6 protein-coding genes and 1 pseudogene are annotated in these 14,548 nt (G+C 66.9%); 2 read left to right on the top strand and 5 right to left on the bottom strand.

Annotation, left to right across the window (positions count from 1 at the left end; translation table 11 throughout):
• Positions 1–934: 934 nt before the first annotated feature.
• The 4 genes from ACZ44S_RS38785 to ACZ44S_RS38800 form a co-directional block, all read right to left on the bottom strand.
• Positions 935–3,367 (bottom strand): condensation domain-containing protein, encoded by a 2,433-nt coding sequence (locus ACZ44S_RS38785; RefSeq protein WP_466938136.1) that lies wholly within the window; start codon positions 3,365–3,367, stop codon positions 935–937.
• Positions 3,364–4,830: a class I SAM-dependent methyltransferase gene (locus ACZ44S_RS38790; protein ID WP_466938138.1), complete on the bottom strand. Its 1,467-nt coding sequence runs from the start codon at positions 4,828–4,830 to the stop codon at positions 3,364–3,366. The genes ACZ44S_RS38785 and ACZ44S_RS38790 overlap by 4 nt, the downstream gene beginning before the upstream one ends.
• Before the next feature lie 64 nt (positions 4,831–4,894).
• On the bottom strand, positions 4,895–6,289 hold the full coding sequence (locus ACZ44S_RS38795; protein WP_466938141.1) for a serine hydroxymethyltransferase: 1,395 nt from the start codon (positions 6,287–6,289) through the stop codon (positions 4,895–4,897).
• Positions 6,290–6,335: 46 nt separating this feature from the next.
• On the bottom strand, positions 6,336–10,355 hold the full coding sequence (locus ACZ44S_RS38800) for a non-ribosomal peptide synthetase (protein ID WP_466938143.1): 4,020 nt from the start codon (positions 10,353–10,355) through the stop codon (positions 6,336–6,338).
• Positions 10,356–10,540: 185 nt separating this feature from the next.
• Here ACZ44S_RS38800 and ACZ44S_RS38805 point away from each other — a divergent pair, with 185 nt between their 5' ends.
• Positions 10,541–10,672, top strand: a complete 132-nt coding sequence (locus ACZ44S_RS38805) for a hypothetical protein (protein ID WP_466938145.1) — start codon at positions 10,541–10,543, stop codon at positions 10,670–10,672.
• Between the two features lie 551 nt (positions 10,673–11,223).
• On the opposite strand, the gene ACZ44S_RS38810 is transcribed toward ACZ44S_RS38805, so the two are convergent.
• Positions 11,224–14,292 carry a Tn3 family transposase gene (locus ACZ44S_RS38810; protein ID WP_466938146.1) on the bottom strand — a complete coding sequence of 1,023 codons (3,069 nt, stop codon included), beginning with the start codon at positions 14,290–14,292 and terminating at the stop codon, positions 11,224–11,226.
• Between the two features lie 161 nt (positions 14,293–14,453).
• Here ACZ44S_RS38810 and ACZ44S_RS38815 point away from each other — a divergent pair.
• A pseudogene (locus ACZ44S_RS38815) lies at positions 14,454–14,548 on the top strand (transposase); the annotation flags it as partial.

Genomic DNA, 14,548 nt, shown 5'->3' on the forward strand with positions numbered 1-14,548 from the left:
TTTCCCCCCCCCCCCCCCCCCCCCCCCCCCGGCCCCAACCCCCCCTCCCCCCCCCCCCCCCCCCCCCCCCCCCCCCCCCCCCCCCCCCCCCCCCCCCCCACCCCCCAAGGAGCTGTTTTGCCGGGCGGACGAGGATCAGTTACTCGTGGTCTGTCACTGTGGGTAGTTACTTCCAGGATCTTTGATAGAGATCTTTCAATTTCGGTGATTCCCATCATCTTCTCGGCCGCCTTGCCAGTGGACGCCTTCTCGCTGTCAGCTATCGCTCATGTGCGTCAGCCGGGCTACCGGACCAAGCGAGAAAGGGGCAATGGGGTTACGGCTATTCGGTTACGGCTGTGCTCGGTACTGCTGTGGTCTTCTCCGGTACGGGCTGGGGGGAGAGCCGGAGGGCGCAGACGGCTGCGAGGGCGGCAACGAGTGCGAGTCCGAGGGTGATCGGGCGTGGGGTTGTCTGCGTGAGAAGCCACTCGCAGGCGGCTGCTCCAGTCGCCGAGCCGATGTCATGCCCAGAGCCGAGCCAGGCGTTGGCTTCAGTCTGCCGGTGGGAGCGGCGTTCGTCTACGAGTAGGTAATCGATCACGAACATGGGTGTGAGGGGGAGGCCGACGAGAAGTATCGCCAGCAGTGCAGCAGGAGTGCCGAGGGCTGGCGCGAGGAGGCAGGTCGCGCCTGTCAGTGCGGCGCCTGCGGCGGTGTAGCGAAGCCGTAGCGGCTTGGACCAGCGGATCTTTCCGTAGGTGAGTCCGCAGCACGTTGAGGCTTCCGCCGACCAGTCCCAGCACGATCAGCGGCGTGATCACGCCTTGGCCTTCTGCCCACGACCTCATCATCGGCCGAGTCGGCACTTCGCGCCCGTCTCACCATGCGGCTCGGGAGATCGGCCGCGCGTCGGCGGCCGATCCCTCGGTGCGGTTGCCGGGCGGCGACGGCGTCAGCTGGTCGCGCACCGCGATGCAGACTTTTCGACCCGACCGTGCAGTCGCAGCTCACCATGGCTGTCCCATCGGGCCAGGTCGCCCGTCGCGTGGGGCGACTCGACCAGCACAGCGGGACCGGAGAGGGTCAATTCCCCGATGGCGCCGATTGGCAGGAGCCGACCGAGCTTATCCACGATTCGGCAGGTCATCCCTGGTCCGGGTCTGCCGACCGGCACACCGCTGCCGATCATGAGTGTGGTTCTGTCGACTACGCGCATTGTCGTAAAATTGCCCGTTTCGAGGTGACCATAGACCGTAGTGATCCGCAATCCGGGGTTCGCAGCCAGCACAGCGGACAGACAGTCGACCGGCACCATGTCGGGCCCGGTAAGCAGATGGCTCAAGCCGATCAAGGTCGAAGGCTGGTCGGCAACGGTGCGCAACATCTCTGTCGGCAGATATCGCGCAGTGATTGACTGCTCGGTGGGGCCGATGATCAACTCGCCGCCGCGGAGCAGTGGGCCCCATAGTTCCAGAGCAGCAAGTCCGCTCGTCAGCGGCTTGTCGTGGTGAATCCGTGCATCGACGCCGAGCCCGTCGACGACGGACATGAGTCTGGTCAACGACCGGTGCGGTAGCCGAATCAGTCGTCGGTCCCCGGTGCCGACCAGTGCGGCAGCCCGGTCCGGGTCGGTACGGGGCGGGGCGACGGTGGCGGCCGGGAGATTCGGCCAGCCGCCTACGACGGGCACCCCCGCATCGACAACACCGATGCCGGCAACCGGCATAGCCTGCTCCATCAGCCATGACGGCGTGCCCGGCGGGACGGCGACGTAGCTGGCTCCGGTACGCAGTACTCCGAGTACCGCTACGACTTCGGCTACGGACGGCAGCAGGCCGATCGCGACCACGTCTCCGACGCGTACCCCGGCCGCCTGCAACGCGGCCGCCTGAGCGGCGGACGCGGTGGCCAGTTCATTGCCGGTGAGTGTCATCCCTGTATCTCGCACCACGATGGAGTCGGGCGTGGCGGCGCACCGGGCGAGCACGAGTTCGTCCAGCGTCGATTCGGTTGGCCGCTCGCTGACCGGCGCGGGGTCCTGGGCGGCACAACCTCGAACGTCGCCGACGAGCGTGGCGGTGACCAGCTCGGTGACTGCGGTGTGGAAGGCGGCGACGAACGCAGCCGCCTCACGTTGTGTCCACACGCCGACGGCCCACTCCACCGTGCCAGCGTGTCGCTCGCCCTGAAATCCCACAGTGATGTCCATCGGCGATGCGCCGGCGTGCCCCTCGATGAGCCGCACCTGCAACGGGCCGACTGTGCGCTGCCAGGTGAACACCTTGTCATACCGACCGCACACCACCTGCACCAACGGGTTGCGGCTGGTGTCGCCGGGCGGTGCGAAGCGCGGCGCCAGCGTCTCCAACGGGACGTCCGGATGGTCGCGACTGGCCGCGAGCGACTCTTTCGTTGCGCGGAGAAACTCAGTCACCGGCTGGTCGTCGTTCAAAGTTATGGCGACGGGCACCACGCGCGCGCACTGGGCCACCAACTCACGAAGCGCCTTCGTGGGCCGTGCGGCGATAGGCACACCGACCAACAGATCGGTCAGCCCGGCATACCGTGCTACGACGAGACCGAACGCAGCCAGCAGGAGCACGAACGTGCTCACACCGGCTTGCTGAGCCCTTTCGTCGATGGCGCGAGCCGTCTCGGGCTCGAACGAGATCGGTAGCCGTCGGCCGGCCGTGCTCCGGCGGCCGGGGCGGACGCGGTCCGCCGGCAGCTCGATGACTGCGGGCATGCTCGCCAGTCGTTCGGCCCAGAATTTCTCCTGCCGCTCCAGTTCACCGGTCGTCGCCAGCCGTTGGTGGTACCTGACCTGCTCGGCCGGATCCACCGTGGCACGCGGCTGCGGTGGCGGACCGCCGACGAGGTGGCTGTACCGGTCGAAGATCTCGTCGAACACGTGGTTGAGGGCTACGCCGTCCAACAACAGGTGGTGAGTGAGCAGGACCAAGGCGTTGTGTTCTGGTCCGGCTGACAGTAGGAGGAACCGCAGTGGCGGGCCGTCCGTCAGTCGAAATGCGCGCCGCGCCGCGCCGTCGGCGAGTGAACGGACCCGAGCCTCGAACTTGTCGGCCGGGACCGGGAACCGCTCGATCTTGGGCTGCCACGCTGGTTCTACAAGCCGGGACAGCCGGCCGTCGCGCACCACGAACCGGGTACGCAGACCACCGTGCGCGGCGACGGTCTGCTCGACCGCCCGTTCGATCGCTGCCGGGCTGAACGGACCAGTCAGCAGCGTGGTGAACACAAGGCCGTAGAGTTGGCCGCCAGCCGTCTGCTCGGCAACCCACATGCCGCGTTGGCCTGGTGTGGGCTCCGTCTCCGGGTCAGGCAACTCGTGGAACTCGGCTTCTCGGTACTGCTTTGTGGTCACCCGATTTCCCCTTGCGTCTGCTCGGCTGTGGTGTGCGGTCGGCCGCTGAGTCCGGGGGCCTGCGGTTCTTGTGCACAGCACGCTGGGGCCAGGCTGGCGAGCACGGCATCGTCAAGGCCCGTATCGTCAGCAGGCAGAGTGTTGCGGACGACGATTGCTGCAGGGCCGGTCGCGGTTGCAAGCTGTTCTGCACAGTGGGCGCGTAGCCGGGAGGCCACCTGGCGAGGGCGACTGCCGTCGGCGGGCACGTTGGCGAATGCCGCCCAAGGCTTCGCAGCGCCGTTTGGCGGGCAGCCAGGATCCGGACCGTCAGCGGGGCTGGATACCAAATCGAACGCCGTCGGCTTGCCCGAACGCGGCCAGCGAGCCTCGATCCGGCGTCCCGGCAGCAGGTCCGACAACGCCTGCACCACCGCAGGGTTGACTCCGTCGTCCTGGTCCGGCCTGCTCTCCCCGTTGCCAGTCGCCAATTCTGTCCACTGCGCGCAGGCGGCGAGCACCCGGGCGTTCGGCACGTCCAGCACGGCGATATCGTCGGACAACAGGTCGGCGAGTTCGTCGGCGCCCTGTCCACTCCATCGGACTGAGTGAGTGATCGGGGACGGCACGTTTGCGGTGGACAAGACCACGTCATAGCGGTAGTCGTTGAACTCGTTACGGGCAGTGCCGCCTTTGAGGAGCACTTTGGCCGTGGTCAACCCCGGCAGCCGAGCACCGAGGCTGGAGAACAGGCGCGGGTCCAGGACCAGTTCGGGCTCGTGCCACGCATCGTCGAGTACGTGACCTCGGAGAGCCTCGTGGGTGAGGTCACCGGCGCGGCCTACCTGAATTGAGGTATGCAACGGCCCGAGCAGAGCGAGATTGCGTACGTCGCCCAGGAATACCGCTCCCCCGGGAGAAAGCAGCCCGAACGCCTGGTCGAGGACTTCGAGCAGATAGTCCACGGACGGAAAATACTGAACCACCGAGTTGAGCAGGATCAGGTCGAAACGTTGCTCCCCGAGCTTGCCGAGTTCGTGGGCGAGCATGCTGCGCAGGGTCACTCGTGCCGCAAGCTCCGGATTTTCGGCCAGCAGCCGGGTCCTGATGTGGGCGAGCCCCTCGTTAGCGGGATCGATCCCGACATAGCTTCGAGCGAACGGTGCAACCCTGGACAAGATCATGCCGGTGCCACAGCCGATCTCCAGCACCCGTTGATGCGGCAACGCCAGTATCCGTGCCGCAGTGGCCTCCACGTTTTCCCTCACCTCATCGACGGGATATTCCGTGCCGGTTTGGCTGTCGGTGCAGCCCGCCGTATTGAGCGTGGCATCCGGACCAGCGGGTGCCCACCCGTATACGGCATCGAAGATCTCAGCCCACTCGGCGACCCGTCGATTCGGCCCACCACCCGACCCGGGTGCCGCCCAACTGACGTAGGCGATCGTATGCGTGACCCCGCAAGCCCCCGATCGCGAGACCATCTGTGTGTCTCTGACCTCTGGGTGCCCGGCTACCACAGCTGCGAACTGCTCGGATGTTCCAGGATTATTCATGACTGACCGCCGCTGCCGCGGGGCTTGCCGACGTGCGAGGCGCCGGGTATCCGGGGGCTGGGAAGCGTTCGCACAGCTTCTTGATCTCGCCGGCAACTTCGTCCGACAGACCGTCTGGCAATGAGTACCTGCGATCGTCTTCCGCCACGAGCGAGCTGATGACGCGGTCGAACAGATCCGCGCATTGGGCCATATCGTCTGGTTCCATCCCCTGGCACGCCACGCTGTTCGTACCCAGGCGCAATCCGCTGGTCACCAATGCCGGTCGCCGGTCCCCCGGCACTCGGTTCTTGTTCACCGTCATGTGGCAGCTCTCCAGAGCCTGCTCGGCCACCAGCCCGCTGATGCCCCGTTCCGACAGGTCGATCAGAACGATGTGGTTGTCCGTCCCGCCCGACACCACGTCGTACCCTCGAAGCTGCAACTGCCGAGCCAGCTCCGCCGCATCGCCGACGATTCGGTTCGCCAGCGCGCGGAACTCCGCTGTCTGCACCCGCGCCAGGCCACGCGCTTTGGCCGCGATGGCGTTCATCACCGGCGCGCCCTGGGAAAACGGGAAAATCGACCGTTGCAGGAAATCGGCCAGCGTGCCCTTGCCTCTCGGTGCCGGCGCGTCCGCATCCCGACCGGACAGGATCAGTCCACCACGCGGCCCGTACAACTGCTTGTGTGTGCACGTCGTCGTGATGTGCGCGTGGTCGATCGGGCTGGGGTGCAGACCGGTCACTACCAGGCCGGCCGTGTGCGATATGTCGGCCAGCAGGTACGCACCCACCGCGTCGGCGATCTCGCGAAACCGGGCGAAGTCGACAACGCGCGGATAGGCCGTCGCGCCGCACACGATCACCTTGGGCCGGTGCTCGGCCGCCAGCTTCGCGACCCGGTCGTAGTCGATCGTGCCCGACTCGTCAAGGCCGTATCCGATGGCGTTGAAGAACTGACCGGAGTAGGCAGCGGGGCTGCCGTGGGTGAGGTGCCCGCCCTGGCTCAGTTCCATACCGAGCATGGTGTCGCCCGGTTTCATCAACGATGACAACACCGTGTAGTTCGCCGTGCTCGCCGTGTGCGGCTGGACGTTGGCATACTGTGCGCCGAACGCGGCACGGGCACGGTCCACGGCCAGCGCCTCCACCTCATCCACCACGGCGCATCCCGCGTGGTACCGCTTCCCGGGATACCCCTCGGCGGTCACGTTCACCGCCACTGTGGACTGCGACACCAAGGTCGAGGGTGCGACGAGACTGGACGAGGCCACAAGGGACAAGGTGCGAGCCTGCCGTCGATACTCGCGGTCCAGCAAATCAAGCAGTTGAGGGTCCTCAGCCGTCAGCTGTTCGATGCCTGCTGACATCAGTTCTCGGGTCTCGGACCGTGTAGAACGGCTCATGTCATTTCCTTGCGTTGCTCGTCGGTCGGTTCGTTCACCGCTGAGGTCATGCCAGATCCTCATTGACCATGGCGAGATCCGCCGCCTGGTCGAAGTCGCCGAAGTAGTCAGCCTGCAGCAGCGCGGCCAGTGCGGCCGCGTTGTTACGCACGAAGTAGTGGTTGCCGCCTTCAATGACATGCGCGGTCGGCAGCTCCCTGGCGAACGGCGCCCACTCCAGATAGCGGTCGTGGAAGCCCTCGGTGGCCGGGTCGGCATCGCCGAACACGCACAGCAGCGGCGCGTCCAAAGGCCGCGGCGGCAGCGCTCTGGCAGTCGCGAAGAACGTGGCCACCTGTACCGAATCATGTCGGGCGGCCCGGACGATCGGCTCGACATCACTCCACTCCAACATGCCGTCGAAACCGCCGAGCGATGTCAGGTGGCTGTACACGAACTCGTCGCTGGCTTCACGGTAGCGACGCAGTGACCCCTCCGGATCGGGATCGGGCAGCGTGGCGCCCACGTACACAGCCCGCACATCAGCGCCGCGTGCTTCGAGTTCCTGCGCCAACCGGATCGCGACCGCAACACCGGCGCACTGCCCGTACACCACGATCGGCCCGGCGACGCGCGCGATCGCCTCCTCGGCACATCGCGAGGCCGCCTCGTCGTAGGAGACGAAACGGTCCTGCGCCACTGTGTCGTGGCCCGGCAGCGCCACCGACCACAGCGCCCAGTCGTCGGGCAGCGCGTCGGCCAGCGGTTGGCTCGCCACGACGTTGCCCCCGCCGTACGGTACACACAACAGCGAAACCGCCGTCAGGCGATCCGGCGTGAGCCGATGCAGGAGACCGGTCGCCTCACCGGACCCGGTACGCAGCCGCGCCGCCAGTTGGCGGACGGTCGGGTGGCTGTACAACTCGACCAAGGGAAGCGTCGCGTCGACCGCGCGTATGGCCCGGATCGCGCTGAACGAGTCTCCGCCGAGGGAGAAGAAATTGTCGTCGATACCGATTTTCTCGACGCCGAGCATGGCCCGCCACGCGTCCGCGACGCGTTCTTCCAGCTCGTCCCTCGGCGCCTCACCGCCACCGGTCGACGTCACGTCCAGCTCACGCAGTGACCGTCGGTCGACCTTGCCGTTCGGCGTGGTCGGCAGCGCGTCGAGCGCCATGAACAACCCCGGCACCATGTACGCTGGCAGCTTTCGGCCGAGCCAACCGCGCAACTGGTCCTCGCTCGGCAGCGCTGCCTCGTCGGCCGGCACGTAGAACGCCGCCAGCGTGGCTTCACCGCGCTCGCCCCTGGCCACCACGACTGCCTCGGAGACGGCCTCGTGCTGACGCAACAGTGCTTCCAGTTCACCGGGCTCGATTCGCAGACCGTGCACCTTGACCTGAAAGTCGACCCGGCCGAGGAGTTCCAGGTGGCCATCTCGGTGCTGCCGGACGCGGTCACCGGTCCGGTAGAGCCGCTCGGTGAAACCAGGTGCGAACGTGCGGGTCACGAACCGTTCCTCGGTCAGCTCCGGCCGGTGCAGGTACCCCTTGGCCAGGCCCGCACCGGCCAAGTACAGCTCGCCGGGCACGCCGGGCGGCACCGGCTGCTGGTTGGCGTCCAGCACGTAGGTGCGTTGGTTGGCCATGGGGCGGCCGTACGGGATGCTCGCCCACGCGGGATCGGTCTCGACGACCTCGTAGATGGTGGAGTCCATGGACGACTCCGTTGCGCCGCCGAGGGAGACGAAGCGGACGCCGGGTGCCTGGACCCTCAGCCTGTCGGGCATGGTGACCGGGATCCAGTCACCGCCAAGAAGTGCCAGCCGCAGGTCCGGAAGCCCGCCCCCACCGTCGGACAGCCGGTCGAGGACCAGGTCCAACAGCGCCGGTGCCGAGTGCCACACGGTGATCTTGTCGTCCTGCAGCAGTTCCAGCCACCTGACCGGGTCTTTCGTCGCCGTCGGCTCCGGCAGGACGAGGGTACCGCCCGCACCGAGCATGCCGAGCGCGTCGTAGATGGACATGTCGAAGCTGAGAGAGGAAACACCCAGCACGGCGTCGCCGGGGCCGATGCCGAACCGCTCGTTGAAGTCACAGAAGTTGTTGACAGCACCCCGGTGTCGCAGCGCGATGCCCTTGGGCTCGCCGGTCGACCCGGACGTGTAGATGACATAGGCCAGATCGTCCGGCGTCGCCTTCGCCGGTGGTCTGGCCACCGACTCGGCGCTCAGGTCCGGGGCGTCGACCAGCAGCAGGCCCCGACCAGGCTCGCTGACCAGCTCCCGGAGCGCCTCGACGGTGACCACGCCCCAGGTCCGCGCGTCTTTGAGCATGAAATCCAGCCGGTCGGAAGGATAGTCGGGGTCCAGGGGCAGGTACGCGGCGCCGGCCTTGAGTACGCCGAGTACGGCGGCGACCTGTTCCGGACCGCGCGGCACACAGACACCGACCACCACACCCGGCCCGACACCACCTGCCACCAGCCGATTCGCGATCTGGTTGGCCCGTTCCTCCAGCGCACGGTAGGTCACCGCCCGCGCGCCGGAGCGCACCGCGACCCGCTCCGGCTGTCCGTCGGCGCGCCGCTCGAACAGTTGGTGCAGGCACACCGTTGTGGGCAGCCGCTGCAGAGTGTCATTCCACTCCACCAGCACCCGGCGCCACTCAGCGTCGTCCATCACATCGATCTCGGTGACCGGCCGGTCCGGGTCGGCCAGCACGGACGCCAGAATCGTCCGGTAGTGCCGCAGCATCGCGTCCGCGGTCTCCGCATCGTACAGGGCAGTCCTGTATGTGCACTGCAGCGTCGGGCGGTCGCCGTCGGTCCGCACGGTGAAGGCGAGATCGTGCTTTACCGTGGTGAAGCCGGGGACGACGGCCTCAGTGCGCAGGCCGGTGAATATCGGCGGTGTCCTGGGGTTCTCGTCCAGCGTGAAGTACACGTCGAACAGCGGGTTGCGGCTGGGATCGTGATGCGGTGCAACATGCTCCACCAACAGATCGAACGGCATATCGCTGTGCTCGTACGCGGCCCTCGCCGCTGCCGCGACGTCGCGCAGCACGTCGCGAAACCCGGAGGCCCCGGACATGTCTGCCCGGATCACCACATCGTTGGAGAAGGATCCAATCAGGTTCTGCAACCCGGCCGCGTTTCGGTCTGTGACCGCCGTGCCGACTGCGATGTGCGACTGACCGGTGTAACGGAGCAGCAGCACGTCCAGCGCGGCTGTCAGAGTCATGAACAACGTCGCGCCTTCAGACCTGCCGAACGCCCTCAACCTATCGATGACGTCCGCCGGCAAGTCCAGATGTGCCACGCCGCCGAGCGGCGACAGCTCGTTCGACCGCGGCCTGTCGACCGGCAGGTCCAGCCCCTCACAACCGTCCAGCTGGGATCGCCAGAAGTCGAGTTGCCCGGTCAGTGTCTGCTCAGCCATCCGACGTCGTTGCCAAACTGAGTAGTCCGCGTACTGCACCGGCAATTCCGGTAGGGCCGCAGGCCGTTGACCGACGCGCGCGTTGTAGCCCTCCGCCAGCTCGGCGGAGAAGACGTCCACTGACCAGCTGTCGTTGGCGATCGGGTGGATGTCGTACAACAGCACATGCTCTTCGGGGCTGAGCCGGAACAACTTCGCCCGGATCACCGGCCCCTTCGTCAGGTCGAACGGCTCGTGCGCATCGTCGACGATGGCCTGCTCGACATGTGACTCGCGTTCGTCGCCCGGCAGACCGGTGAGGTCGATTTCGGCCAGTGCCACATCGACGTGGTCGGTGATCACCTGGCGAACCTCTCCGCCGACCACGTCGAACGTGGTGCGCAGAGCTTCGTGCCGCCGCATGATGTCCTGGATACTTTCGGCCAGAGCGGCCACTACAAGCGGGCCACGCAGCCGGACCGCGATCGGACGGTTGCAGGCAGGGTTCCCCGACTGTGTGCGGTCGAGCGACCACAGTCGTTCCTGTGCGAACGAGGCGGGCAGAGTGCCGACCTGGTCCACACGCGGAATGCCGTCAGGCTCGTCGGCAGACACCAGTGCTCGATGACCGGTGGTCGAGCCGCCGACATGGTTGCATATCTCACTCACGTTGGACGTCCTCTCGGGGGGCTCGCGCCTGACCTTGTTCTGCGGCCCCGAAGCGTTTTCCGCTTGCTAGTTGCTTCAACGACTCGGTGAGCGGGGTGTCCGGTGGTGCCCACCGCTCAGTGCCCATGCCACGACTCACCGTCAACGAGGGCGAAGCCATTGCTCGCCTCGTCGAGTTCAGCTAGATGTGGGAGGCCAGGTACCCCGACGCGGTCCGCGCCCAGGAGTGGGCCCGCAGCAACGTGGTGCCCTTCCTCGGATTCCCGCCTCCGAAGACGGGGATCATCTTCGGCGCGGCCGCGACGGAGTCGGCATGACAGCCACCGCGTTGCCCTCGGGGTCTGCGGAGCAGTGCCTTGCGGCAGATGCGACTCGACGAGCGGATCCCATGTGGCTTCACCTTCCAGGAGCAGAACGGGGGCGACCAGGACGGACTCTCCTCGCATGCCGTCCTGTCGAGAGTCGTTCGGGGCTTGATTGGTTGTTTGTCGATCTACCATCGCATTGATGCGGCTGGGACAACTGGATTAGCGGTGCCGCGAGTTATGCGATTCCTTGATCGCTGCACCCGCCCTGCGGACAATCTTCAACGTAATCACAGCCGTTGGAACCAAGAAGCGTGTAAATCTTGTGAAGGTTCCTGCCGTGGGCGACGTCACGGGCAATGTCGCCGGATTGCCAGCGGAACATCGCGCTGTTCGCGGTGGACGGACGCGAGCTGGGGTGGTGAGCGCGGCTGAAGCGGCTACGTCGTCCGTCCCCAGCCGCCGGTGCCGGGATCGACCAGGTCGGCGCCGAGCATTCTGCGCTCTTCCTCAGTTGTTACCTGCGCGTTCTTCACCGACTCCCATGGATCTGAGGAGTACCGTCAGAAGCCATCCGCAGGAAAGCGAAGCGCGCTGTCGTACGGGCCGGGCGGGATGTGGAGGTTGGCAGTGTCGTAGTCGCCGAAGCGCAGCACGTTGTCCCTACGGTGCGGGCTGAGCGCGGCGATGTCGTCGGGGCTCAGATCCCAACCCTGCGCGGCCATCTGGCGCAGTGTGTCGGTCATGTCAACGGTGGTGGAGAAAATGATGCTGTTGGCCATCAGGTCCAGGAACTTGACGGCTTTCTCCTGGAGTTCGGGATCGCGGGAGCGCAGGTAGCCGTCCCCGCCGAAGTGGAGCCACTTCGTGTACCCGTTGTATGCCTCGGCCTTGTTCGTCGCCTTGGTGATCTGCTCCCGTAGCTGTGGGTCCGACAGGTAGCGGAGCAGAACGATCGTCCGGACGGCGCGGCCGACCTCGCGGAAGACCCGGTAGATCTGGTTCTTGCGGGAGTGGTTGTTCAGGCGCCGCAGGAGGGTGACGGAGGACACGGTGCCTTCCCGAACCGACAGGCCGACCTGCATGAGGTCCTTCCAGCCGTTCTCGATGAGCTGCCAGTCGATGCAGGTACGTGGATCGGCGGAGAACAGCGCGTCGATATGCCGGTAGCGCGCCTGGGGATCGGGGCGGTGGAAGGTGAGGTCCTGGAAGTTGCGGATCCGCGGCAGCAGGTCGATGCCGAGCAGGTGGGCGAGCCCGAAGACCAGGAAGGACTGTCCCTGGGTGTCAGCGTGTACGGTCTCCGGCTTGACCTCCGACTCGTTCGACAGCAACGTGTCGATGAGGTAGACGGCTTCCCACACCCCGCAGGGAATGAACCGGGAGAAGAGCGCGACGTAGGTGTCGGAGACGAGGTGGTGGGCGATCCCGCCGTAGCCGCCGTAGCGGATCGAGGTCTCGGCGAGGAGGTTGTCGATGACGGTGTCCATCATGGTGCCGTCCACCGCCGCCACCGACCCGTCACCCCACGCTGCCGTCAGGTCCAGGCCGGCATGGGCGTTGACCACGTCAGCTCCGCACCGGTTGAGGACCAGGATGGTGAAGTGGCGTTTCGCGATCGCGCCGAGCTCGTGCGCTGTCACGCTGCCCCGCATGTGGCGCACCGCCTGGGCAGGGCCGAGCCCGGAGCCGTAGACGAACGCGGTGGTCACGTAGCGCGGCAGGGGTTCCTTCAGCTTCGGCTCGCTGCCTGAGCGCGGGCCGGGCCGTTTCCACCAGTCCGTCCAGTGTGCCGCCCGCGCCAGATGCTCCAGCACGCTGCGGGCGGGAAGCCGTTCGGAGAGAGCTTGTTCCAGTTTCTCTGCGGAGGCGGTGCGCTCGCCTGCTCTGCGTACGGCAAGGGAGGGGACGCCGGTGACCGGGCCGATGGTGAGGTCCTTGTTGTCCGGATACCCGGCGTCCACGTTTTCCGCGATCGCGGTGAGCTGCTCGCGCAGCCGAACGGTGAATTCACTCGCGGTGCCGGGGAGGCCGGTCTGCTCGCAGAAGCCCGCGAGCTTGGGCTCGCACTGCTCCCAGGGCAGGAGCATGCGGGTCCAGTCACCGTAGTCCTCGGCGCCGATCACGGCGACATCACCGCAGCGGAGCTCTTCCACGAGACAGGCGAACACCATTGCCTCGAAATGGCGGCGGACCAGCATCCCCGGCTGTTCACGACAGTAGACGGTCTTCAGCCACATCTTCGGCGCGAACGACAGGTCCAGTCGTACCAACTCCCCGTTCTCGTCCCTGAGGGTGGGATGCGTGTCCGCCACGAGGGGCCGGGTGAGGTGCTGGTGAGCGAGGACATGGTCCAGCGCGTCCAGCACGCTGCGGTCGGTCGAGGTGGCGGTGAACGACAGACGGCGGGCGGTCTTGAACATGGTCGGCCGGTCCGGCTTGAAGAAGCGCTCCACCAGCGCCGTGTAGTTGCTGCCCCGGTAGGCGTCCAGGGCCTCCAGTTCCGCCAGCTGGGCCTCGAACCCGCCCGCGGTCTCGATCGCTGTCCGGGCGTTCTTCAGCGCCAGCAGGTCATCCAGCGACGCCTCCCCCTCCCACGCGCCGGGAGCGGCCTCGCCGCTGCCGCGCAGGGCGGTCAGCACGTCCCGGAAGGTGGCCAGGAGCTGCTCGGTAGTCTCCTTCTGCCGCTTCTCGATCTCCAGCAGTTCCTCCTGGGCCCGCTTGAGGTGCCGGGACATGCGCTTGGAGAGCATCACCACGGTCTCGTCCCGCACCGCCGCCTGCACCTGCGCGAGCAGGCACACGGTCATCGCGGTGCGGCGGGGCTCAGCGATGTCCTTCATCTCGCCCACCGACAGCGCCCTCGCCTGCTCGGCCAGCGCGGCCACCTTCGCCGGCGGCGTCTTCCCCACCCAGAAGACGGCATCTCCCAGCCCGTCCACCTTCTCCATCCGCTCCGCATGGGCCCTGAACCGCGACCACGTCGCCCGCCGGGCGGGCTGCTTGACCCACGCGAACAGGCTCTGGAACTCGCCCTCGGCGACCTCCAGCATGCCCGCGACCCGCTCCCGCGCCGTGTCACTCATGCTCGCGACGATCGCCTCGCACTGCGAGGCTTCCACCTCAGAACGGATACGGGAAGCCATCCGGTCCAGGGTGGAAAACGCTGGCAGCTCCAGCCGCTCCTTCTGCCGGACCAACTCCTCCAGCGCCACGTTCACCAAGTCCGCGGTATGCGCCTTCACCGGCGCCGCCGCCCGCATTGCCGCCCCCGCGACCGCGCGGGCCTCGCCCGGCCTGTGCTTCAGCTCCAGACGCTCGCGTACGGCGGAACGGTAGCGCTCCTCGCTCCGCTCGGAGTCAGCCTCTGGCACCGTCCCCACAGCGAGCCCCGCCTGATCGCGCACATAGGCCACGACCACCTCGGGTATCTCCCCGAGCTTGGGGACACGGCCCAGCCGTGCCGCGGACTTCAGCATCACCAGCAGCGCCAGGACCCGGCCCGGGCGGTCATGCGTACGCTCACGAGCCCACGCCACCTCCTCCGCCGACGGCGTGAGGAACTCCCGCAACTCCCGTTCCGAGATCAGCCTCTTGAACCTCGGATACGCCGTCCGCTCCAGCGACGCCACACCAACCGCCTCACGCCCGACCGCCTGAAGCGGCCACCATAAACAGCGACGATCCCGGTAGCAGGGCCAGGGTCAGATAACGGAGCGTACGCATACTCACCGTATTTGAGCGTCACGCTCTGCTGTGAATTGGCGGTTATTACGCGTATCTCCTCCGCCCACCCACCTACGCATCCTGGGCCAACCCGATCGAGGCCCACTTCGGACCACTGCGGCAGTTCACCGTCGCCAACTCCAACCACCACAGCCACCCCAC

It is taken from the genome of Streptomyces malachitofuscus (assembly GCF_055571035.1).

Excerpts from the sequence above, each read along its gene's own strand:
- ACZ44S_RS38805 (WP_466938145.1), top strand. The coding sequence starts at position 10,541 with ATGTGGGAGGCCAGGTACCCCGACGCGGTCCGCGCCCAGGAGTGGGCC.
- ACZ44S_RS38790 (WP_466938138.1), bottom strand. The coding sequence starts at position 4,830 with ATGGTCTCGCGATCGGGGGCTTGCGGGGTCACGCATACGATCGCCTAC.
- ACZ44S_RS38795 (WP_466938141.1), bottom strand. The coding sequence starts at position 6,289 with ATGAGCCGTTCTACACGGTCCGAGACCCGAGAACTGATGTCAGCAGGC.